20 protein-coding genes are annotated in these 19,863 nt (G+C 66.3%); 12 read left to right on the top strand and 8 right to left on the bottom strand.

Features of this window, described 5'->3' with window-relative positions:
- Positions 1–82 precede the first annotated feature (82 nt).
- Both fliP and QXZ94_RS14840 read right to left on the bottom strand, forming a co-directional pair.
- Complete coding sequence (gene fliP, locus QXZ94_RS14845) at positions 83–838, bottom strand: flagellar type III secretion system pore protein FliP (RefSeq protein WP_315721026.1); 756 nt, start codon at positions 836–838, stop codon at positions 83–85.
- The gene (locus QXZ94_RS14840; RefSeq protein ID WP_315721025.1) at positions 835–1,896 is read right to left on the bottom strand and encodes a flagellar biosynthetic protein FliO; all 1,062 of its coding nucleotides are present in this window, start codon (positions 1,894–1,896) and stop codon (positions 835–837) included. The genes fliP and QXZ94_RS14840 overlap by 4 nt, the downstream gene beginning before the upstream one ends.
- Positions 1,897–2,253: 357 nt before the next feature.
- Between QXZ94_RS14840 and flgB the strand changes: the two genes are divergently transcribed.
- The 10 genes from flgB to QXZ94_RS14790 all read left to right on the top strand — a co-directional run bounded on the left by flgB (position 2,254) and on the right by QXZ94_RS14790 (position 11,454).
- Positions 2,254–2,661, top strand: coding sequence for a flagellar basal body rod protein FlgB (gene flgB / locus QXZ94_RS14835; RefSeq protein ID WP_315721024.1), 408 nt, complete (start codon positions 2,254–2,256; stop codon positions 2,659–2,661).
- A 29-nt stretch (positions 2,662–2,690) separates the two neighbouring features.
- The gene (gene flgC / locus QXZ94_RS14830; protein WP_172114395.1) at positions 2,691–3,116 is read left to right on the top strand and encodes a flagellar basal body rod protein FlgC; all 426 of its coding nucleotides are present in this window, start codon (positions 2,691–2,693) and stop codon (positions 3,114–3,116) included.
- A gap of 16 nt (positions 3,117–3,132) precedes the next feature.
- A complete protein-coding gene (gene fliE, locus QXZ94_RS14825) occupies positions 3,133–3,489 on the top strand; it encodes a flagellar hook-basal body complex protein FliE (protein ID WP_315721023.1) in 357 nt (118 codons plus the stop codon).
- A gap of 140 nt (positions 3,490–3,629) precedes the next feature.
- Positions 3,630–3,893, top strand: coding sequence for a flagellar biosynthesis protein FliQ (gene fliQ / locus QXZ94_RS14820; RefSeq protein ID WP_008965881.1), 264 nt, complete (start codon positions 3,630–3,632; stop codon positions 3,891–3,893).
- A gap of 215 nt (positions 3,894–4,108) precedes the next feature.
- Complete coding sequence (fliR, locus tag QXZ94_RS14815; protein ID WP_315721022.1) at positions 4,109–4,876, top strand: flagellar biosynthetic protein FliR; 768 nt, start codon at positions 4,109–4,111, stop codon at positions 4,874–4,876.
- 14 nt (positions 4,877–4,890) lie between these two features.
- Complete coding sequence (flhB, locus tag QXZ94_RS14810; protein WP_315721021.1) at positions 4,891–5,970, top strand: flagellar biosynthesis protein FlhB; 1,080 nt, start codon at positions 4,891–4,893, stop codon at positions 5,968–5,970.
- A 155-nt stretch (positions 5,971–6,125) separates the two neighbouring features.
- A complete protein-coding gene (cckA, locus tag QXZ94_RS14805; protein ID WP_315721020.1) occupies positions 6,126–8,693 on the top strand; it encodes a cell cycle histidine kinase CckA in 2,568 nt (855 codons plus the stop codon).
- Positions 8,694–8,848: 155 nt separating this feature from the next.
- Positions 8,849–9,817 (top strand): Tim44 domain-containing protein, encoded by a 969-nt coding sequence (locus QXZ94_RS14800; RefSeq protein ID WP_315721019.1) that lies wholly within the window; start codon positions 8,849–8,851, stop codon positions 9,815–9,817.
- 197 nt (positions 9,818–10,014) lie between these two features.
- A complete protein-coding gene (locus QXZ94_RS14795) occupies positions 10,015–10,692 on the top strand; it encodes a lectin (RefSeq protein ID WP_315721018.1) in 678 nt (225 codons plus the stop codon).
- A 57-nt stretch (positions 10,693–10,749) separates the two neighbouring features.
- Positions 10,750–11,454, top strand: a complete 705-nt coding sequence (locus QXZ94_RS14790; protein WP_315721017.1) for a glutathione S-transferase — start codon at positions 10,750–10,752, stop codon at positions 11,452–11,454.
- 83 nt (positions 11,455–11,537) lie between these two features.
- Here the strand turns inward: QXZ94_RS14790 and QXZ94_RS14785 are convergent, their stop codons facing one another.
- The gene (locus QXZ94_RS14785; protein ID WP_315721016.1) at positions 11,538–11,750 is read right to left on the bottom strand and encodes a hypothetical protein; all 213 of its coding nucleotides are present in this window, start codon (positions 11,748–11,750) and stop codon (positions 11,538–11,540) included.
- Positions 11,751–11,912: 162 nt separating this feature from the next.
- The gene (locus QXZ94_RS14780; protein ID WP_172134567.1) at positions 11,913–12,326 is read right to left on the bottom strand and encodes a hypothetical protein; all 414 of its coding nucleotides are present in this window, start codon (positions 12,324–12,326) and stop codon (positions 11,913–11,915) included.
- A gap of 647 nt (positions 12,327–12,973) precedes the next feature.
- On the opposite strand from QXZ94_RS14780, the gene QXZ94_RS14775 reads away from it, so the two are divergent.
- Together QXZ94_RS14775 and QXZ94_RS14770 are read left to right on the top strand one after the other, a co-directional pair.
- Positions 12,974–14,629: a fumarate hydratase gene (locus QXZ94_RS14775; RefSeq protein ID WP_315721015.1), complete on the top strand. Its 1,656-nt coding sequence runs from the start codon at positions 12,974–12,976 to the stop codon at positions 14,627–14,629.
- A gap of 445 nt (positions 14,630–15,074) precedes the next feature.
- Positions 15,075–15,755: a DUF429 domain-containing protein gene (locus QXZ94_RS14770; protein ID WP_315721014.1), complete on the top strand. Its 681-nt coding sequence runs from the start codon at positions 15,075–15,077 to the stop codon at positions 15,753–15,755.
- A gap of 883 nt (positions 15,756–16,638) precedes the next feature.
- Here QXZ94_RS14770 and QXZ94_RS14765 read toward each other — a convergent pair.
- The 4 genes from QXZ94_RS14765 to QXZ94_RS14750 form a co-directional block, all read right to left on the bottom strand.
- Positions 16,639–16,935: a hypothetical protein gene (locus QXZ94_RS14765; RefSeq protein ID WP_315721013.1), complete on the bottom strand. Its 297-nt coding sequence runs from the start codon at positions 16,933–16,935 to the stop codon at positions 16,639–16,641.
- 118 nt (positions 16,936–17,053) lie between these two features.
- Positions 17,054–17,605, bottom strand: coding sequence for an inner membrane-spanning protein YciB (locus QXZ94_RS14760; RefSeq protein WP_315721012.1), 552 nt, complete (start codon positions 17,603–17,605; stop codon positions 17,054–17,056).
- A 24-nt stretch (positions 17,606–17,629) separates the two neighbouring features.
- On the bottom strand, positions 17,630–18,214 hold the full coding sequence (locus tag QXZ94_RS14755; protein WP_315721011.1) for a hypothetical protein: 585 nt from the start codon (positions 18,212–18,214) through the stop codon (positions 17,630–17,632).
- A 149-nt stretch (positions 18,215–18,363) separates the two neighbouring features.
- Entirely contained in the window at positions 18,364–19,776 is a 1,413-nt protein-coding gene (locus QXZ94_RS14750; RefSeq protein ID WP_315721010.1) for a carotenoid oxygenase family protein, read from the bottom strand.
- Positions 19,777–19,863 lie beyond the last annotated feature (87 nt).

Below are 19,863 nucleotides of genomic sequence, written 5' to 3'. Positions count from 1 at the left end.
TGGAGAGGAGAAAGAGCTTGCCTCGGGAGGGGAACGAGCTTGCCCCGGGGGAAGGCGTGCCGCGACGATCGTCGTTGCGCCGCTACCCGCCGTAGCTCTGCACCAGGCTGCCGGCGACCAGCGACCAACCGTCGACGAGGACGAAGAAGATCAGCTTGAACGGCAGCGACACCACCACCGGCGGCAGCATCATCATGCCCATCGACATCAGCACCGAGGCGACCACGAGGTCGATGATCAGGAACGGCAGGAACAGCAGGAAGCCGATCTCGAAGGCGCGCTTGAGCTCGGAGATCATGAAGGCCGGCACCAGGATGCGCAGCGACAGGTCGTCGGGCGTCGCCGGCGGCGCCTCGCCCGAGAGGTCCATGAACAGCTTGAGGTCCTTCTCACGTACGTTCTTCTGCATGAAGCCGCGCAACGGCACCGAGGCGCGCTGCAGGGCGTCCTCGACGCCGATCTGGTTCTCGACCAGCGGCCGGATGCCGTCGTCATAGGATTTCTGCAGCACCGGGCCCATGACGAACGCGGTCAGGAACATCGCGAGCGCGATGATGACGGAGTTGGGCGGCGCGGTCGCCGTGCCCATCGCCGTGCGCAGCAGCGACAGCACGACCACGATGCGCGTGAACGATGTCATCATGATCAGGATCGACGGCGCGATCGACAGCACCGTGAGCAGGGCGATCAGCTGGACCGCACGCTCGGTGACACCGCCACCGCCGGCGCCGCCGAGATTGATGCTGATGTCCTGCGCAGCCGCGCTCCCCGCGAACGAGCCGGCGGCAATCAGGACAGCGATGAAGACAACTCTACGCGGGAAGCTGCGCGATCTCACTGAGAGGACTTCGGACGTCCGAGCAGCGAGGCCATCTCGTCCTCCAGATTCTCGAAGCTCGTCTTGGGCGCAGCAGGCGCCGCTGCCGGCTCGCTGCGCGCCGGGCGGAGCGCTGCGGGGCCGCCCGACGCCGCTTGCGGCTCGGACGTCGGGCGCCGCAACGCCGCCTCCAGACGCTGCGCCATCTCGGCCAGATTGGCCTCGGCGCTCTGATCCACAGGTGGTGGCGGCGGCGCCGCCGGGGGCGGTGCAGGCACCTGGGCGACCGGTGGAAGCGGCGGCGCGGCCACGCGCTCGGCCTGCTCGGCGCGTTCTGCCCGTTCGACTCGCTCGGCGCGAACCGGCGGCAGCCGAGGGCCCTCGGGCGGGCGCTGTGCTTCGGCCTGGCGCTGCGGCTCGGCCGGCCGCAGCGGTCGCGGCATGACCTGCTCGCCGCGGCCGGCAGCCCGCTCGGGGCGCGGCTCCAGGCGGGTCTCGTCGCCCCCGCGCGGCTCTGCGCGCATCTCGGGGCGGGGGGCAGGCCGGCGCGGCGGCAGCGGCGGCTCGGGCGGGAAGGCCGGCGGCGGCTCGCGCCGCTCGGCCGCGGCCGGCGCGGTGCGGCGAACCTCGTCGATGAACGAGGGGCGCTGCGGACGGAGCGGCAGTTCCGGAACCGGCACCTCCGCAAGCTCGGCGGCCTCGGGCTTCGGCTCGTTGTCGGTCCAGGACGGCGAGTCCTGCGCCGGCGCGATGCGCGCCGCCGGCTGTTCGGCAGCATTGAGGCCCGGCCGTTGCGGCAACTGCTCGCGTGCCGGCATCGCACGCACGATGTTGGATTCGACGACGATGTCGGTCGGCCCGCCGATCATCAGGAGATGCTCTATGTTATCACGGCGCACCAGCACGAGCCGGCGGCGGCCGTCGACGGCGGCGGCATCGATCACGGCGAGCCGGGGCATGCGGCCGCGATTCGGGTTCGTGCCGAGGCGATTGCCGGCGAATCGACGAACCAGCCATGCGGCAAGGCCGATCAACGCCAGCACGGCTACGAAAGCAAAAAAGAACGTCAGCGCCTGCATCTCTGTCCCCGGCAAATACCGCGTCCTTTCGAAGTCTCTCCTGTGTCCAACGCAGTCGCGTCAGTGAACGAGGCCTTCAGAACCGGAACCAACCCGTTAACGCAAAACGGCAGGATCTGCCGCTCGGTATCTTAATAACCCATGAATCGGCCGGGCCAAAACGACTTCTTGGCGAGGTCCCCCGTCCCGAATTGATGCATCGATCAGCCGGCCGACCCGCATTTTCCTAAGAAAGTGTCAAAACCCCGGGATAGTCCCGGTGTTCGACATACCGTTTCTTAACCCTCCGTTAACCATATGCACGGCAATTTCTACCTACCCAAACCGTCCGGTAGCCGGACACAACCGAGCAGCGCGATGTCCATCAACGATCTCCCCGTCTTGTCGGCGTTGCGGACGAAGATGCAATGGCATCAGGAGCGCCAGCGCGTGCTGTCCGAAAACGTGTCCAACTCGGACACGCCGAACTTCAAGCCCAAGGATCTGGTTGAGCCGAAGTTCAATTCAACCGGCCAGCCGGTGGGCGGCTTCGCCGCATTGACGCTGACGCGCACCAGCACGGCGCACATTGCGCCGTCGTCGGGCGACAATGCGAGCTTCGACCAGAATCGGAAGGTGGGATTTCTGACGCGGCCGGCCGGCAATGCCGTCAGCCTCGAGGAGGAGATGCTCAAGGTCTCCGCCAACCAGATGGATTATGCAGCCGCGACCTCGCTCTACGGCAAGAGCCTGCGTTTGTTGAAGACGGCGATCGGCAAGGCCTGAGCCGGAGCTAAGGATGGAGACCGACAAGCATGGCAAACGACTCCAGCGATTTCCTGCGCTCGATGAGCATCGCGACGTCAGGCCTGCGTGCGCAGGCCGGGCGCATGCGCGTCATTTCCGAGAACATCGCCAATGCCGACTCGACCGCGGCGAAAGCGGGTGGCGATCCGTATCGCCGCAAGGTCCCGACCTTCAGCTCGGCGCTCGACCGCGCGCTGGACGCCAAGGTGGTGACGCTCGGCAAGGTGGTGCCCGATCAATCTTCGTTCCGCGTCAAATACGACCCCAGTAACCCGGCCGCGGACGCGTCCGGCAATGTCAAGTACCCCAATGTCAATCCGCTCATCGAAATGACCGACATGCGTGATGCACAGCGGTCCTACGAGGCGAACTTGAACATCATCGGCGCCACGCGCCGCATGATCCAACGCACACTCGACATTCTGAAGACCTAGGACAGGAACGAAAGTCATGGCCTCCCCAATCTCCGCAGCAAATGCCTATGCGAACTCCGCCCGCGTGCTCGACACCAGCGGTTCGGGCAATGCCTTCGGCGGTCTTGCGCGCGTGCGTGACGTGCTCGGCAGTGGCGCCGGCGCCGACAAGGGTGGCCCGTCGTTCAGCGCGGTGCTGAAGGATGCGCTCGGCAGCGTCGTGGAGGCTGGGCGCAAGTCCGACAGCCAGACGGTCGCGATGGCCTCGGGCAAGGCAAATGTGATGGACGTCGTCACCGCGGTCGCCGAGACCGACGTCGCGGTGTCGACGCTGGTCTCGGTGCGCGACCGCGTGATCCAGGCCTATGAGGACGTCATGAAGATGACGATCTGAGCCCGCTTGCGGGCGCTTGAACGACGTGATGCGCACAGGGCGTGTCACGTCGCATGATCTGCGGGGCCGGATGTGCCGGAGCCGTGCGCAATGCAAGGTCGCCCGATCAGGCGCCGACCGACGACGAGGGGCGACAGGACATGACCGGAGCTGAAACGCTCGACGTGGCGCGCGATGCGATCTGGACGATCGTGCTGGTGTCGTCGCCGCTGATGGTGGTCGGCCTCGTGGTCGGCGTGGTGGTCTCGCTGTTCCAGGCGCTGACGCAGATCCAGGAGCAGACGCTGGTGTTCGTGCCGAAGATCATCGCGATCTTCGTGACGCTGCTGCTGGCGCTGCCGTTCATGGCCGATGCGCTGCATTCGCACATGATGCGGATCTCGTCGCGAATCATCGGCGGATGAGGCAATGTCCGGCACGGCAGAGCTGTCCTGCTTGGAGGCGTTGCGACCGGTCGTGAAGGGCAGTCCGGGGGGCACTGCCGTTGTCGATCGGGCGCAAGCGGCCTTTCGGCTCGGCGCTCTGCAGGCCGGTTGTCAGGCTGTGTCCTGTCCGGTCTTTTCTTCGCAAACCGGCGTGCCGCAGCAGCTTGCGGTTGCCGGCGCCGGGACCGCGGACGATGCGCATCGACATCTCGTTTCTTCCGACCCTGGCGGCGGTGTTCATGCTGGCCTTCGCGCGCATCGGCGCGATGGTGATGCTGTTGCCGGGCCTCGGCGAGGTCAACATTCCCGTTCGCATCAAGCTCGCGACCGCGCTGCTGCTCACGATGGTCGTGCTGCCGCTGCACCGTCAGGCCTATCAGATCGACCTGCAGGCGATGGCGCCGCTGCTGGTGATGATGGTGCACGAGATCGTGATCGGCATCGTGCTCGGTGCGACCGCGCGGGTGACGCTGTCGGCGCTGCAGGTCGCGGGCTCGGTGATCGCGCAGCAGATGGGGCTCGGCTTCGTCACCGCGGTCGATCCGACGCAGGGCCAGCAGGGCGTCCTGATCGGCAACTTCCTGACCATGCTCGGCGTGACCCTGCTGTTCTCGACCGACAGCCATCATCTGGTCATCGCAGCGCTGAGCGACAGCTACAAGATCTTCGCGCCCGGCGAACTGATCCCGAGCGGCGACGTCGCCTCGCTGGCCACCAAGGCGTTTGCCGCGGCCTTCAAGATCGGGCTGCAATTGTCGGCGCCGTTCCTGGTGTTCGGCCTGGTCTTCAACATCGGGCTTGGCGTGCTGGCGCGGCTGATGCCGCAGATGCAGGTGTATTTCGTCGGTGCGCCGCTCTCGATCCTGATCGGATTCATGATCTTCGCGCTGGTTCTCGCCGCGATGATGGGATCGTTCATCGGCTATTTCGAAGGCGTCATGCGCGAGCTGATGCCGCGGTGAGGGGAGCCTGACCGATGGCCGATGAAGCCGATTCCGAAGACAAAACAGAAGACCCGACGCAAAAACGCCTCGACCAGGCGCTCGAGCGCGGCGACGTCGTCAAGAGCCAGGAGCTCAACACCTGGTTCGTGATCGCCGCCGCGACGTTGGTGATGACGACCTTCTCCGGCTCGATCGGTGTCGCCGTGCTGGTGCCGATGCGCAACCTGATCGCCAATTCCTGGATGATCCACACCGACGGCGCGGGCCTGATGGCGCTGGCGCGCAGCCTGTCGTTCACGGTGATCGCCGCCATCGGCGTGCCGATCCTGATGGTGATGCTGGCGGCGATCGCCGGCAACATGATGCAGCATCGCCTGGTCTGGTCGGGCGAGCCGATGAAGCCGAGCCTGAGCAAGATCTCGCCGCTGGCCGGAGCCAAGCGGTTGTTCGGCAAGCAGGCCGCGGCCAACTTCGCCAAGGGCATCTTCAAGCTGGTGCTGCTCGGCACCGTCATGGTGATGATCCTGTGGCCGGAGCGGCTGCGCCTGGAATCGCTGCTGCACATGGATGTCAGCGAGCTGCTCGGCGTCACGATCTCGCTGACCACGCATCTGATGGGCTCGGTGGTGGCGCTGCTCGCCCTCGTCGCCATCGGCGACTACCTGTTCCAGTACCGGCAATGGTACGAGCGGCAGAAGATGTCGCTGCAGGAGATGAAGGAGGAGTTCAAGCAGTCCGAAGGCGACCCGCACGTCAAGGGCCGCATCCGGCAGATCCGCCAGCAGCGCATGAAGAAGCGCATGATGGCTGCGGTTCCCAAGGCCTCCGTGATCATCACCAACCCGACCCACTACTCGGTCGCGCTGTCCTATGAGCGCGGCATGTCCGCGCCGGTCTGCGTCGCCAAGGGCGTCGACAACATCGCCTTCAAGATCCGGGAAGTCGCCAAGGCGCACGACATCCCGATCGTCGAGAACGTGCCGCTGGCCCGCGCGCTCTACGCCACGGTCGAGATCGACGAGGAAATCCCGGTGGAACATTATCACGCGGTCGCGGAGATCATCGGCTACGTGATGGGGCTGCGGCGCAACCTGTCGGGGCGCCCGCGATGACAACCGATTCGCTCCAGGATCGGGCCGCAAAATACGGATAAATCATGGAATATCGGCTTGACGGGCTTGCGCTTGACCCGTCGATTCAGGCAGGTGGAAGCGGGGGCCGCACGAATGGGCTGAGGCTCCCAGCCGACAGGTCGCGTCCCTTTGCCATGAGCGCCGAACCCGACAACGAAGCGTCACCTGACCAGGTGAACCTGCCGGAGCGGCCGCGCCGCAGCGGCAGCATTCTGCTGATTCTGCTGGTGGCGTTCGGCCTCGTCGCAGTCGCGATCGCGTTGATGACGATCGGCCGTGCCCAGGCGCAGCCTTATATTCTCGGCCTGTTGTCGCTGCTCGCTACCGTCGGCCTGTTCAACCTGTTCGCCTTTGCTGCCGGCATCGTCCGCTTTGCCGACAAGGCGACCGACGATCCCGTCATGGGCGCGATCGCCGACCACGCCTTCGATGGCCTGGCGGTGACCGATCCGCGCGGCCACGTCGTCTACGCCAACGCCGCCTATCTCAGCATGACCGGTGCGGCGGGTCCGCAGGAGGCGCGGCCCGTCGAGCGCGTCTTCATCGGCAATCCGGATGTCTCCGAGGCGGTGTTCCGCCTGCTCAAGGCGGCACGCGAGGGCAAGCGGCAGCAGGAGGAGGTGCGCATCACCGCGGCCGAGGGCGGCCAGGGCCGCTGGCTGCGCATGCGGGTGCGCCCGCTCGGCCAGACCAAGCGCCACGCCCGCTATGCCGTGTGGTCGATCGCCGACATCACCAGGGACCGCGAGCGCCAGGAGGACGTGTTCCAGGAGCTGCAGCACGCGATCGAATATCTCGACCATGCGCCGTGCGGCTTCTTCTCGGTCAATCCCGAAGGCAGCCTCGTCTACGTCAATGCGACGCTCGCCAACTGGCTCGACTATGATCTCGCCGAGATCGGCTCGGGCGGGCTGAAGCTCGCCGACGTCGTCTCCGGCGACGGCGCCTCGCTGCTGACCTCGATCGTCGCGGTGCCCGGCGAGGTCCGCACCGAGGTGTTCGACATCGACCTGAAGATGCGCGGCGGCAAGACCATGCCGGCGCGGCTCTATCACAAGCTCGCCTTCGGCGCCGACGGCAAGCCGGGCGCCTCGCGCACCCTGGTCATCAGCCGCGCCCGCGACGAGCGCTCCGATCCGGACCGCGCGGCCGAGGTGCGCTTCATGCGCTTCTTCGACCACACGCCGATGGCGATCGCGACCGTCGATCGCGGCGGCGCGGTGGTGCGCGCCAATGCGCGCTTCGCCAAGCTGGCGCAGAGCGTCAGCGGCGATGCGGCGGCTGCCAAATCGATCTTCCGTGCCGTCAGCCAGCGCGACCGGCATCTGCTGATCGCCGCGATCAACCAGGCGGGCGAAGGGCAGGCGGACATTCCGCCGGTCGAGGTGATGCTGGACGGCGCCAAGGAGCGCTTCGGCCAGTTCTTCGTCACGGCGGTCGACGAGGACGAGCGCGAGACCGAGGCTGCGATCGTCTACATGCTCGAGACCACCGAGCGGCGCGCGCTGGAGAACCAGATCAACCAGTCGCAGAAGATGGAGATGGTCGGCCAGCTCGCCGGCGGCATCGCCCACGACTTCAACAACGTGCTCTCTGCCATCATGATGGCCAACGACTTCCTGCTGAACGCGCACAAGCCGACCGATCCGTCGTTCCAGGACATCATGCAGATCAAGCAGAACGCGACGCGCGCCGCGACGCTGGTGCGGCAGCTGCTCGCGTTCTCGCGCCGTCAGACCCTGCGGCCGCAGGTGCTCGATCTCGGCGACGCGCTGTCGGACCTGACGATGCTGCTGCGCCGGCTGATCGGCGAGAAGGTCAAGCTCGATCTCGCCCATGGCCGCGACCTCTGGCCGGTCAAGGTCGACGTCTCGCAGTTCGAGCAGGTGGTGGTGAACCTCGCCGTCAATGCCCGCGACGCCATGCCCGACGGCGGCAAGCTCTCGGTGCGCACCGCCAACGTCTCGGCCGACGAGGTCGCGCAGGCGGCCTACAAGGGCATGCCCGTCGCCGACTATGTGCGCATCGAGATCAGCGACACCGGCACCGGCATTCCGCCCGAGATTCGCGAGAAGATCTTCGAGCCGTTCTTCTCGACCAAGGAGGTCGGCAAGGGCACCGGCCTCGGCCTGTCCACGGTCTACGGCATCATCAAGCAGACCGGTGGGTTCATCTATGTCGACAGCGAGGTCGGCAAGGGGACTTCGTTCCAGATCTTCCTGCCGCGCCATGTCGTCGTGCCGGAGGCCCAGGCCGAGCCGCAGGCGGTCAACGGCGCAGCCAGGGATTCGGCCGCCGTCGAGCCGCCGAAGCCGCGCGCCGATCTGACCGGGCAGGGCACGATCCTGCTGGTGGAGGACGAGGAGGGCCTGCGGGCACTGAATGCGCGGGGCCTGCGCTCGCGCGGCTACAGCGTCATCGAGGCCTCCAACGGCATCGAGGCGCTGGAGGCGCTGGAGGAGTGCAATGGCGAGCTCGATCTCGTGGTCTCCGACGTCGTGATGCCGGAGATGGACGGGCCGACGCTGCTGAAGGTGATGCGAGAGAAGAATCCGGAGATCAAGATCATCTTCGTCTCGGGCTATGCCGAGGACGCGTTCGAGAAGAGCCTGCCGGAGAATCAGCAGTTCGCGTTCCTGCCGAAGCCCTTCACGCTCAGCCAGCTGGTCGCGGCGGTGAAGGAAACCATGGCGCCGCAATAGGTTACCAGGGTACCCTGGCACGGCGGCCGAGCGCGTTCATCCCGCGACCCAGCGCCGCAGCCGCGCGGCCTCGTGCCGCCTTCCTTTTTCGCCCGATGTGCCCATCTTAGGGGCATCCCCATTCCGGGGAGTTATGGGAAACGAAGATGAGCTTCATGCAGCGCAAAAGCGGCCTCCTCAAGGCGATGGCCGTGGCCCTTTCATTGGCGCTGCCGACGGTGCTCGCCGTCTCGGCGGCCGACGCCCGGATCGGCGGCGGCTCCAGCTCGGGCTCCCGCGGCACGCGGACCTTCTCCGCGCCGCCTCCGACATCGACCGCGCCGGGGTCGGCGTCGCAGTTCAATCGCACCATGACCCAGCCGGGCCAGCCCGGCATGAACACGGCTGCGCCCGCGCGCGGCGGCCTGTTCGGCGGACGCGCTGGCGGCCTGCTCGGCGGCCTCGCCGCGGGTTTCCTCGGCGCCGGCCTGTTCGGCATGCTGTTCGGCGGCGGTCTGTTCTCCGGCCTCGGCGGCTTCGCCTCGATCATCGGCCTGATCCTCCAGGTCCTGCTGGTGGTGCTGGTGGTGCGGTTCGCGATGGCCTGGTGGCAGCGCCGAAACCAGCCGGCCTATGCCGCCGGTCCCACGCCGTCGCCGACCGACGGGCAGCCGAGCTTCCGTTCGGGCCTGAGCGGTCTGGGTGGTGGTTTCGGCGGCTTCGGCGGTGGCAGCCAGCCGCCGCTGCAGATCCAGCCGGCCGACTATGAGGCGTTCGAGCGGCTGCTCGGCGACATCCAGTCGGCGTGGTCGAGCGAGGACGTGGGCCGCCTGCGGCTGCTGTCGACGCCCGAGATGGCCTCGTATTTCGAGCGCGATCTCGAGCAGAACCAGGCTCGCGGCGTCGTCAACAAGGTCACCGGCGTCAAGCTGCTGCAGGGCGACCTGGCCGAATCCTGGCGCGAGAACGGCGCCGACTACGCCACGGTGGCGATGCGGTTCACCTTGGCCGACAAGACCATCGAGCGCGCCTCGGGCCGCGTGGTCGACGGCTCCGACCAGCCGCAGGAGGTCACGGAGATCTGGACCTTCCTGCGTCACCCCGGAGCCGACTGGCAGCTGTCGGCGATCCAGCAGGTCGGCTGAGCCGATTGATAGGAACGAACTTCAGGCGCCGCGGAGCCATCCGCGGCGTCTTTGTTTTGCGCCGGCGGGTGCGGAATAATCCGGCCCTCAACGGGTTCCATGCTCACGAACGACATCGCGTCCAAGCGATGCGCCAATATCGTCCAAGAACTCGTCGAAGAACTCGTCCAAGAACGTCGTCCAAGAGGGAGGACACCATGACACCGCTCCGCAGCATCCTGATCGCGAGCGCGCTGCTCGCCGCGGCACCCGGCCTGATCGCGACCGCGACGGCCCAGGGCGCCGACATGAGCTTCTTCCTGACCAGCAACGGCCCCGGCAATGGCGGCAATCTCGGCGGCCTCGCCGGCGCCGACAAGCACTGCCAGTCGCTCGCCCAGGCAGCGGGCGCCGGCGCCAAGACCTGGCGCGCCTATCTGTCGACGCAGGCTGCCGATGGCCAGCCCGCGGTGAACGCGCGCGACCGCATCGGCAAGGGGCCGTGGCAGAACGCCAAGGGCGTCGTCGTCGCCAAGGACGTCGCGGACCTGCACGGCGCATCCAACAACCTCACCAAGCAGACCGCACTGAGCGAAAAGGGCGAGGTCATCAACGGCCGCGGCGACACGCCGAATCGCCACGACGTGCTGACCGGCTCGCAGGCCGACGGAACCGCATTCGCCGCCGGCGAGGACCGCACCTGCCGCAACTGGACGAGCTCCACGCAAGGCGCTGCGATGGTCGGCCATTCGGATCGCATCGGGCTTCGCGACGACGAGCCGTCGAAGTCGTGGAATACCTCGCATCCCTCGCGCGGTCCCGACGGCGGCTGCTCCCAGGCCGATCTGAAGAGCACCGGCGGCGACGGGCTGCTATACTGCTTCGCGGCGAACTAACAACCCGCGTCCGTCTCCGCCGCATCGCGTATGGGCGCATCACATCGAGGATGGCCGATGCGTTACGAGCTGTATTACTGGCCGATGATCCAGGGCCGCGGCGAATATGTCCGGCTGGCGCTGGAGGAGGCGGGTGCCAGCTATCGCGACGTCGCGCGCGAGGAGGGCATCGGCGCGATGACCGCGGTGCTGGAGGCGGCGAGCGACACGCCGCCCTTCGCGCCGCCGTTCCTCAAAGCTGGCCGCCGCATCATCGGCCAGACCGCCAATATCCTGCTCTTCCTCGGCAGCCGCCACGGGCTCGCGCCGAAGGCCGAGGCGGGCCAGTCGTGGGTGCATCAGCTGCAGCTCACGGTCACCGACTTCGTCGTCGAGATCCACGACACCCATCATCCGCTCGGGCCGACGCTGTATTACGAGGACCAGCGCGCCGCCGCGAAGAAGCGCACCGCCGAGTTCTGGAGCGAGCGGGTGCCGAAATTCCTCGGCTATTTCGAGCAGATCCTGGCCAAGAGCGGCGGCGCCTATGTCACCGGGCGGCGGCTCACTTACGTCGACCTGTCGCTGTTCCAGATCGTCGCCGGGCTGCGCTACGCGTTTCCCCGCCGGATGGCAGCCTTCGAGCGCAACATCCCCGGCCTCGTCGCACTGCACGACCGTGTCGCCATCAGGCCGAACGTCGCCGCCTACCTCGCCAGCGACCGCCGCATCCCCTTCAACGAGGACGGCATCTTCCGCCGCTACAAGGCGCTGGATGCCTGATGCGGCGGCTCAACGCACACGTATGACGGCAGACGCCCAAAGGCGCCGCCGCCATACGAAGTTGGCCTGAGGGTGTGGGGTCGTCAGGCGATGATGTCGACGCGCGTGCCCTGGCCGGGCGGCAGCGGCGGACGCGAAGCCTTGTTCTCGGCAGCGTTTTCGTCCCCGGTCTTCTCCGGCTTGAACGACTGCGTCTGTTGGCTCTGAGTCTGCTGCGTCTGCGGCGTGTTCGTCTCGATCGAGACCGGCGGCGGTGAAGGCGGCGGTGATGACGTCGAAACGCTCGAAACGGACATGGTCCGGCTCCTCGCTTGGTGTTCGGCTAAGCGTGGCCATGTCCAGCGAACGTTTCGTCAACCGGATCGGTCGAATTGTCTGCAACTGTGAGTGGCGGCCCGGAATAGTGAACGGGTCGCTGATTCCCTTGCAGAAACCGGCGGCACCCTGGTCACGCCAGGCTATTGATCCTTGCTGCGGCTGATCGTGATCGACGATTCGGTCTTGGTTCGGGCGCAGCGCATGTCGAGCCGGCGGTAGCGGCTGGGAACGTCGTCGCCGCGGAAGATGCCGAGCCGGCGGTAGCAGCGGTTGACGCCGCGCACCATGTCGTCCTTCGGCAGGGTGAACACGATCGCCGCTGCGCTCGCCATCAGCTCGACGAAGGCCGGCGGCGGCTTGCGGTCGGTTTTCCCGAACAGCTGGTTCGAGAAGTTCTTCGACGAGCAGCCGAGCGTGATCTCGCGCGCCTTGGGATGAGCGAGATACACGGTGCCTGCCGCGGTCTGGCCGATCTTGAGACCGTCGATGCCGTTCTTGAGTTCCTTGGCGACGTCGTCGCACCGATCGGCCCGCGCCGCCTGCGGCGCGAGCATCGCGCCGAGCGCAATGATGATGGCAAATCCAGCCGAGCGGCCAAACGAATAGAGAAATGACTGCATTCCAATTACCCCCAATTCCATTGAAGCGTGCACGCGCGGGTCATGCAAGCGCCGATGGACCGGGCAGGGCAGCAGGCCGCCGGGTGTGGCAAACCGGAGTCCGTCGGTCCCTCGCGCGGTTCTTTTCGTCGCCCACCGGAGCTATTACGTTCAACCGACGACCAGATTGCTTGAGCAGGCTTTGCAAGAGGTCCTGCGCTTGTCGGCCGACGATCAGAACGCTGCGGCCGGCGCTCTCCTCGATTACGTCAAGCACATGCGGGACGTTGACCTGACAGACGACCAGCTGGAGGAAGTTCTCCGGAGGAGGCTCGATCCAGAGCGGAAGATTGTCTCGCAGACAGAAGCGCGAGATCACATCAGCAAGCTCGGGTGCTGAACGCCTCCGGCGTCTGACGGGTTCACGACCGGTTCTGTCCGCCCATACTGCCCCGCCAACCTCCCGCCATTCAGACCAAAGTAGGCATGGTCCCGCCCTGGAACGGCCATGCCGAACCATATGTTGCGCCCCAACACCAGGGTGATATCAGACCTGTCAAGACCGCTTTGGGCGGCCCATTTTAGAACCCCACGAGCTCGCCATGAACGCGCCCACCGCCTTCCCCGACCAGTCCAAGCCCGTTCCGCCCTACAAGCACACGCCGCTGTTTCCGCTCGGGCCGGACACCACGCCTTACAAGAAGATCACCACCGAGGGCGTGCGGGTCGAGAAGGTGCTCGGACGCGACATGCTGGTGGTGTCGCGCGCGGCGCTGCGGACGCTGTCGGAGGCCGCGTTCGGCGAGATCAACCACTTCCTGCGCCCCGGCCATCTGAAGCAGCTGCGCAGCATCCTGGACGACGCGGAGGCCAGCCCGAACGACAAGTTCGTCGCGCTCGACTTCCTGAAGAATGCCAACATCTCCGCCGGCGGCGTGCTGCCGATGTGCCAGGATACCGGCACCGCGATCATCATGGGCAAGAAGGGCTGCAACGTCATCACCGACGGTGACGACGAGGCGGCGCTCAGCGAAGGCGCGCGCGATGCCTATCTGCGCCGTAACCTGCGCTACTCGCAGGTCGCGCCGCTCTCGATGTACGAGGAGAAGAACACCGCCAACAACATGCCGGCGCAGACCGAGATCTACGCCGAAGGCGAGGACGCCTACAAGTTCATGTTCATGGCCAAGGGCGGCGGCTCGGCCAACAAGAGTTTCCTGTTCCAGGCGACGCCCTCGGTGCTCACCAAGGACCGGCTGCTGGCATTCCTGAAGGAGAAGATCCTGACGCTCGGCACCGCGGCGTGCCCGCCTTATCACCTCGCCATCGTGATCGGCGGCACCTCGGCAGAGCTGTGCATGAAGACCGTGAAACTTGCCTCCGCGCGCTATCTCGACGCGCTGCCGACGCACGGCTCCGCCGACGGCAACGCCTTCCGCGACGTCGAGATGGAGCAGGAAATCCATAAAATGACGCAGTCGCTCGGCGTCGGCGCGCAGTTCGGCGGCAAGTATTTCTGCCACGATGTCCGCGTCATCCGCATGCCGCGCCATGGCGCTTCGCTCCCGATCGGGCTGGGCGTATCGTGCTCGGCGGACCGCCAGGTGCTCGGCAAGATCACCAAGGACGGCGTCTATCTCGAGGAGCTCGAGCATCACCCGGCGCAATATCTGCCGGAGGTCGAGCAGGCGCTCGGCGGCGAGGTCGTGAAGATCGAACTGAACCAGCCGATGAAGGACATCCTCGCCACGCTGTCGAAGAACCCGATCAAGACCCGGCTGTCGCTGACCGGCACCATGATCGTCGCCCGCGATGCCGCGCATGCCAAGCTGCGCGAGCGCCTCGACCGCGGCGAGCCGCTGCCGGACTACTTCAAGAACCACCCGGTCTACTACGCCGGTCCGGCCAAGACCCCGGACGGCTACGCCTCCGGCGCGTTCGGTCCGACCACCGCGGGCCGCATGGATTCCTTCGTCGACCAGTTCCAGGCGGCCGGCGGCTCGATGGTGATGGTCGCCAAGGGCAACCGCGCGCCGGCGGTGCGCGAGGCCTGCAAGAAGCACGGCGGCTTCTATCTCGGCTCGATCGGCGGCGCCGCCGCGAACCTCGCCGAGCACTGCATCAAGAAGGTCGAGGTCGTCGAATATCCCGAGCTCGGCATGGAAGCCATCTGGCGCATCGAGGTCGTCGACTTCCCGGCCTTCATCATCATCGACGACAAGGGCAACGACTTCTTCAAGGAGCTGAACCTCGGCTGAGGTGCGGCGAGGGTGCTTTTCGTTGCAGCGGCCGGGAGTCATCCCGGCCGTTAGCTTGTGTAGGGGCAGGGTGGGGCGTCGAGGACCGTTCTCCGAGCTCCAACTGTGCATACGAGCCTTTGAAGTTGCTCCGCGAACGGTGCGCCCCCCTCCCCCTTGCGGGGAGGGGTCGGGGGTGGGGGTCCACGAGTCCCGCTCTGTCGATGAGTAACAGACCGCTGCGTGCGCAGCGCACTGGCTCTCTCGATGATCCGGTGAGTGTGCGCGAATGAGCCCACCCTGGATTCATCGCCCGGAGACCCCCACCCCCAACCCCTCCCCGCAAGGGGGAGGGGAGCTCACCGTCGGTGTGGTGACCATCTCGGCTTCGATTTCGAATGGGCTGTGTTCACTGCCCCCCGACAGTTAGGCAAGGCGGGTCGGACGCATTTGGTAGGTGAGCGCAATGCATCCCCAACGCTTCCTCGGCCTCGATGGCTTCTCGTGCGGATGGGTCGCCGTGTCGATCGAAGGCGACGACCGTGACATCGCCTTCCTCGCCGACGTCACCACCGCACTCGCATCTCCCTTCACTCGCGCCTTCATCGACATCCCCATCGGTATGACCGACGACGGCACCCGCGCGTGCGACCTGCTCGCGCGTGACAAGCTCGCGCCGCATCGCTCCCGCGTGTTCACCGGTGCGCGGCGTTGGCTTTGGGAGACCTACACCGATCCCGACGAGGCAAACACCGAAGCCACCCGCCGCGGCCAGCCCCGTGCCTCGCGCCAGCTCTGGCATCTCGGCCGCAAGATCATGGAGGTCGATGCCTTCGTCCGCGCGCATCGCGAGCGCGACATCCGCGAGGCCCATCCGGAGCTGGTGTTCCTGCGCCTCAACGGCGCGCCGCTGCCGTCGAAGAAGACGGCGCAGGGGACCAGGCTGCGGCGCGACCTGTTAGTTGCCGCGGGCTTTGCCGCCATCGACGACTGGCTGACCCGCGCCCGCATCGGCACCGCCGCCAAGTCCGACGATGTGCTCGACGCCTGCGCCGTCGCGCTGGCCGCCCGCGACTGCGCCGGCTGCGTGCCCGACGGCGATCCGCCACGCGATGCGCATGGCCTGGCAATGCAGATCTGGTTTTGAGAGCGCGTGAGCACTCCTGCGGCCACGAACTCCGCCGTCATTCCGGGGCGGCGCGCGCAGCGCGTCGAGCCCGGAATCCATCGGGCTGCGTGTGCTGCCGCCCGATGGATTCCGGGCTCGTGCTTCGCACGCCCCGGAATGACGGAGGAGAGAGTGTCGCCTCTCGCGAGATCCAGCGGTCAGGCGAGAACGCGTGTTCCGAAAAATAAAAATTCATTGCCATTTTCCGGAAATCATGATTATCTCCCCGCATCCCGTCCCACTGCGAAGGGGCGTAGCGCGCGATCGTCACGACACGCGGGGCGGGGAGCGATGGCCGCGATGGAGCCGCAGCGTGTCCTCAGCGGATGCGCGGACGAACGGCTCGGCGCGGACGTGAAGTCGCAGCGGCCTGACACCCCGAAGCTGGTGTCAACAGCGCAATGCGCAAGCATTGTCGCGGCATGGTGGCCAACAAGCCGGCGCACCAGGGCGACTGCGTATAAGCGTGAGACCGTCGCGCAGGGAAGGCCGGGTGTTCTCGGCTGCACCTGTGGTACCTGCCGCCTGCATTTTTTTAGCAGGCGGGCCGCAGGCGTCAGCCGACGCCTGGCCTTCCCTGCGCCCTCTGCTTTCGAAGAGGGACCTGCCGGTGCATCACTCGGGCGTTATCAGCCGCGAGAATGCGAATGCTTGCCTGGGAGATGTGAAGCGGAATGCTGGCGGAAAAATAGGCGTCGTCCCGGCCTTGAGCCGGGACCCATACGCTGCGGCGGATGTGAGGGGCAAAATGCCAATCGCCAGCGTGCCTCGAACCGCTCCCTGGGGGTATGGGTCCCCGCTTTCGCGGGGACGACAGCGGAGGGTGTCGAGGCGACGTGCTCACTACTCTAAAGAATAAGGATCAGCCGCGGGCGCCGGTGAAGGGGAAGCTGCCCATGAAGCCGATGCCCATCTCGCCGGAGATGGTGTCGCCGGCGACCTTGCCCTTGAAGTCGAGCGTCAGCGGCATCGGGCTGGTGATCGAGACCTTCCAGGAGACGTCGTCGCCATTGACGGTGCCGTCGAAGATCTCGGCGGAATCGCCCTCGGCGGCCTGGGTGCCGGTCAGCGTCGAGCCGGAGCTCTTCACGCTCAAGGTCGCGCTGCGCTCGCCCATCGGCGTGTTCAAGGTCAGATTCCAGTTGCCGTCCACAGCCATCGATCGTTCTCCCTGGCGTTGCACATCCCGGATGCCGAAGCGGCCCCGCATGGATGCGTTCGCGCGCTCCTATAGCGTATCTTTGATCGTAAGCCCATTGGGCGATGGACGGCCCCGGTCAGGCTCGTGCGGCCCGGAGGCGGTTGGCGACCGCGAAGCGGAACGCGATGAACTGCAGGGCGAAGGCCGCGACCTTGGCGCCGCCGGCGACCACGGTGATGTAGAGCACCCACAGCTTGATGTCGCCGGTCATGGCGACGGCCACCGTGCCGAGGCCGAGTGCGAACATCAGCGCCGCCCAGGCGTAGCCGGCGACCGTGACGTATTCCGGAATCGTCTCGGAAACGATCGGCGGCACGTAGCGCAGCATCCAGCCGCGCCTGAGCATGATCAGGCCGATGGCGAAATGGCCGATCGCGGGTTTTGCGAACATGAAGCGCGGATCGTTGGTCAGCAGCGTGACGCCGCCGAGCACGATGACGAGGGCGACGCTGGCATAGGCCATGAAGCTGAGGCTGACGCCCTTGATGCGGGCCCAGACCACCTGGACGATGGCGACGCCTACCGCGGCGGAGGTGGCCAGCACGACGTCATCGGTGGCGATGTACAGGATGAAGAAGACGGCAGCAGAGAGGAAATCGGCAGTCAGTTTCGCAAACACGTCTTTCACGCACGTCTCCCTGGAGCCAACCCGTCACGAATCCTGACCGGACATTGCGGCGGCAGTCTGCGCGGCGATGTCCTTCGTCTTACGATACTCAGGATACCAGCGCGTGAAATAAAGTGCACTGTTGCGTGCAGCGAAGGCAATGGCGAGACCGGTCCAGTAGGGCAGGCCGGGAACGTAGAGCGTCATGAGGTTACCGACGATCATCAGCAGCGCCGACAGCGTCCAGGCGCCGGTGATGACGTAATTGGCGCGCAGAAAGCCGGGAATCGCCGCCGTTTCCGGCGGCACGTCCTCGAGCGCATATTGCAGGGTGAAGGGGGTGCGGAGCAGCATCGAGCCCAGCGACAGTGCGAAAATGCCGCAGTCGACCGCGATCCGCACTCCGGACGCGCTCAATGTGGGATCGAAGAGCTGCAGGTAGGCGGCTACGCCCGCGAATATGATCGCCGAGCCGAGGCCCAGGATCTTGACCGATCGGCCGCGCACGACGTCCAGCCCAACCACCGCCAGGCACAGCGCAGCCGCCACCGCCAGGCTGAGCGTGGCCGAGGCCACCATCATCAGCGCAGCATAGACGCCGTAGGGCGCGAGGATGAGGAAGATCGTCATGGCGAGGTCCCGTCGCACTCATCTTTACATTGGAAAGATAAATACGGCCCGCTGCAGCGCGGGTCAAGTTGAACTTGACAGTATAAACATATCGTGAGGCGAGAGGTTCGTGTCGTCTTTCAATGGCTTGCTATTCAGAGGCTCGGATTTCAGGCGCCGACCCAGTTGCCGTGGAAGCCGTCCGGCACGCGGTGGCCGAGATGAACCAGCGCCACCGGTCCGCTGCCGATATCGGTGGCGTTGAACACGGCGAGGTCGGACGTGTTGGTCGCGGCGCGCCAGACCACGGTCAGCAGCCAGCCGTCGCCTTCGGCCGCGCCCGCGCTGCGCGGCACGAACACCGGCTCGGACAGGCTGTCGCCGTCCGGCAGCAGATGGGTCGCGCGGCGCGTGCCGGCGCCATCGACATGAGCGAGGCCGGAGAGTGCGCCGAACAGCAGGCCGTCCGGATTGGCGCAGGCGTACCAGCCATGATGGCTGGCAAGGCCGGCGCGGCGGTCATCGACGCGGGGGAATTCGCCGGTGAGGTCGTCGAGATACATCTGCGTGAAGCGGTCGCTGTTGCCGGCGAGGTCGAAGCTCCAGCGGCACAGCCGCGCTCGCGACTTCCGCGGATCGGTCGGCCGATCGTCGGGGTGCGGAAACAACGGCGGCTCGTCGAACTGCATGACGTCGGCAATGATGCGGCTGCCGTCGTCCCAGGCGTTCATGATGTGGAAGACGTAGCAGGCGTCACCGCGAAACCAGACGATGTCCTTGATGTCGCCGCTCCGCTTCATCACACCGACGAAGGCGCCCTTGTCGGGCTCCCACGCATAAGGCGGCTTGCCCGACATTGCGCGTTCCATGCTGCCGGTGAGCGGGAGGATCGGAAACAGGACGTGGTTGGCGGTGACGATGAAGTCATGCACCATGCTGGCATAGGGCGCCTCGAACCGATTGAAGCGCGTCAATTGGCCGGCGGCGTCGATGGTGCCGTAGGTGAGCGCGGGCGTCAGCGGTCCGGCCGCGTTATAGCCGAAGAACAGCAACTCGCCGGTGACCGGATCGGTCTTTGGATGCGCGGTGAAGGCCCCGCGCAGGCGGCCGCCGAAATCCTGATAGCCTGTCGTCGCCAGCGTGCCGGGCTCGATCTCGGTCGGCAGATGCGCCTCCTCCAGCGCGAGCAGCTTCCCCGCATGGGCGATGATGTTGGTGTTGGCAACGCCGCCATCGCTGACGTCGCTCGGCGCGTCCGGCAGCTTGCGGCCGAAGCCGCCGAACAGCGCGCGTCCCGCGCGGCGCTCGGCCTCGAATTTCGGCGTGCGGATCCAGCGGTTGCGATAGGAGGCGCGGCCGTTTTCGAGATGGAAGGCGTGCAGCATGCCGTCGCCGACGAACCAGTGCGAGCCGGGCGAGTCGAACTGCGGATTGGGACCGTTGCGATAGAGCGTGCCGTTGAGCTCGCGCGGCAGCTCGCCGGTGACCTTCAGGAACGGGGCATCACATTCGAATGGGATCGGCGCGAGATTGTTGCGCCTGGTCCAGTTGTGCTGGTCACTCGTCTGGAGAGTTTCGCTCACGACCGTTCCTCCACTTTATCTTTACGTTGTAAAGATAAAGCTATCGGTCGCGCGGGCGATGGTCAAGCCAAATCTTTACGGTGTCAA

The organism is Bradyrhizobium sp. SZCCHNS2022 (genome assembly GCF_032377575.1).
GTDB lineage: Bacteria > Pseudomonadota > Alphaproteobacteria > Rhizobiales > Xanthobacteraceae > Bradyrhizobium > Bradyrhizobium aeschynomenes.
The sequence above is the reverse complement of the archived record's forward strand: the minus strand, read 5'-3'. Positions and strand labels throughout refer to the sequence as shown.

Excerpts from the sequence above, each read along its gene's own strand:
- QXZ94_RS14770 (WP_315721014.1), top strand. The coding sequence starts at position 15,075 with ATGCATCCCCAACGCTTCCTCGGCCTCGATGGCTTCTCGTGCGGATGG.
- QXZ94_RS14795 (WP_315721018.1), top strand. The coding sequence starts at position 10,015 with ATGACACCGCTCCGCAGCATCCTGATCGCGAGCGCGCTGCTCGCCGCG.
- QXZ94_RS14790 (WP_315721017.1), top strand. The coding sequence starts at position 10,750 with ATGCGTTACGAGCTGTATTACTGGCCGATGATCCAGGGCCGCGGCGAA.
- fliR (WP_315721022.1), top strand. The coding sequence starts at position 4,109 with ATGCGCATCGACATCTCGTTTCTTCCGACCCTGGCGGCGGTGTTCATG.
- QXZ94_RS14755 (WP_315721011.1), bottom strand. The coding sequence starts at position 18,214 with ATGACGATCTTCCTCATCCTCGCGCCCTACGGCGTCTATGCTGCGCTG.
- fliQ (WP_008965881.1), top strand. The coding sequence starts at position 3,630 with ATGACCGGAGCTGAAACGCTCGACGTGGCGCGCGATGCGATCTGGACG.
- QXZ94_RS14800 (WP_315721019.1), top strand. The coding sequence starts at position 8,849 with ATGCAGCGCAAAAGCGGCCTCCTCAAGGCGATGGCCGTGGCCCTTTCA.
- cckA (WP_315721020.1), top strand. The coding sequence starts at position 6,126 with ATGAGCGCCGAACCCGACAACGAAGCGTCACCTGACCAGGTGAACCTG.
- flgB (WP_315721024.1), top strand. The coding sequence starts at position 2,254 with ATGTCCATCAACGATCTCCCCGTCTTGTCGGCGTTGCGGACGAAGATG.
- QXZ94_RS14785 (WP_315721016.1), bottom strand. The coding sequence starts at position 11,750 with ATGTCCGTTTCGAGCGTTTCGACGTCATCACCGCCGCCTTCACCGCCG.
- flgC (WP_172114395.1), top strand. The coding sequence starts at position 2,691 with ATGGCAAACGACTCCAGCGATTTCCTGCGCTCGATGAGCATCGCGACG.
- QXZ94_RS14765 (WP_315721013.1), bottom strand. The coding sequence starts at position 16,935 with ATGGCTGTGGACGGCAACTGGAATCTGACCTTGAACACGCCGATGGGC.
- fliE (WP_315721023.1), top strand. The coding sequence starts at position 3,133 with ATGGCCTCCCCAATCTCCGCAGCAAATGCCTATGCGAACTCCGCCCGC.
- QXZ94_RS14840 (WP_315721025.1), bottom strand. The coding sequence starts at position 1,896 with ATGCAGGCGCTGACGTTCTTTTTTGCTTTCGTAGCCGTGCTGGCGTTG.
- flhB (WP_315721021.1), top strand. The coding sequence starts at position 4,891 with ATGGCCGATGAAGCCGATTCCGAAGACAAAACAGAAGACCCGACGCAA.
- QXZ94_RS14780 (WP_172134567.1), bottom strand. The coding sequence starts at position 12,326 with ATGCTCGCGCCGCAGGCGGCGCGGGCCGATCGGTGCGACGACGTCGCC.
- QXZ94_RS14775 (WP_315721015.1), top strand. The coding sequence starts at position 12,974 with ATGAACGCGCCCACCGCCTTCCCCGACCAGTCCAAGCCCGTTCCGCCC.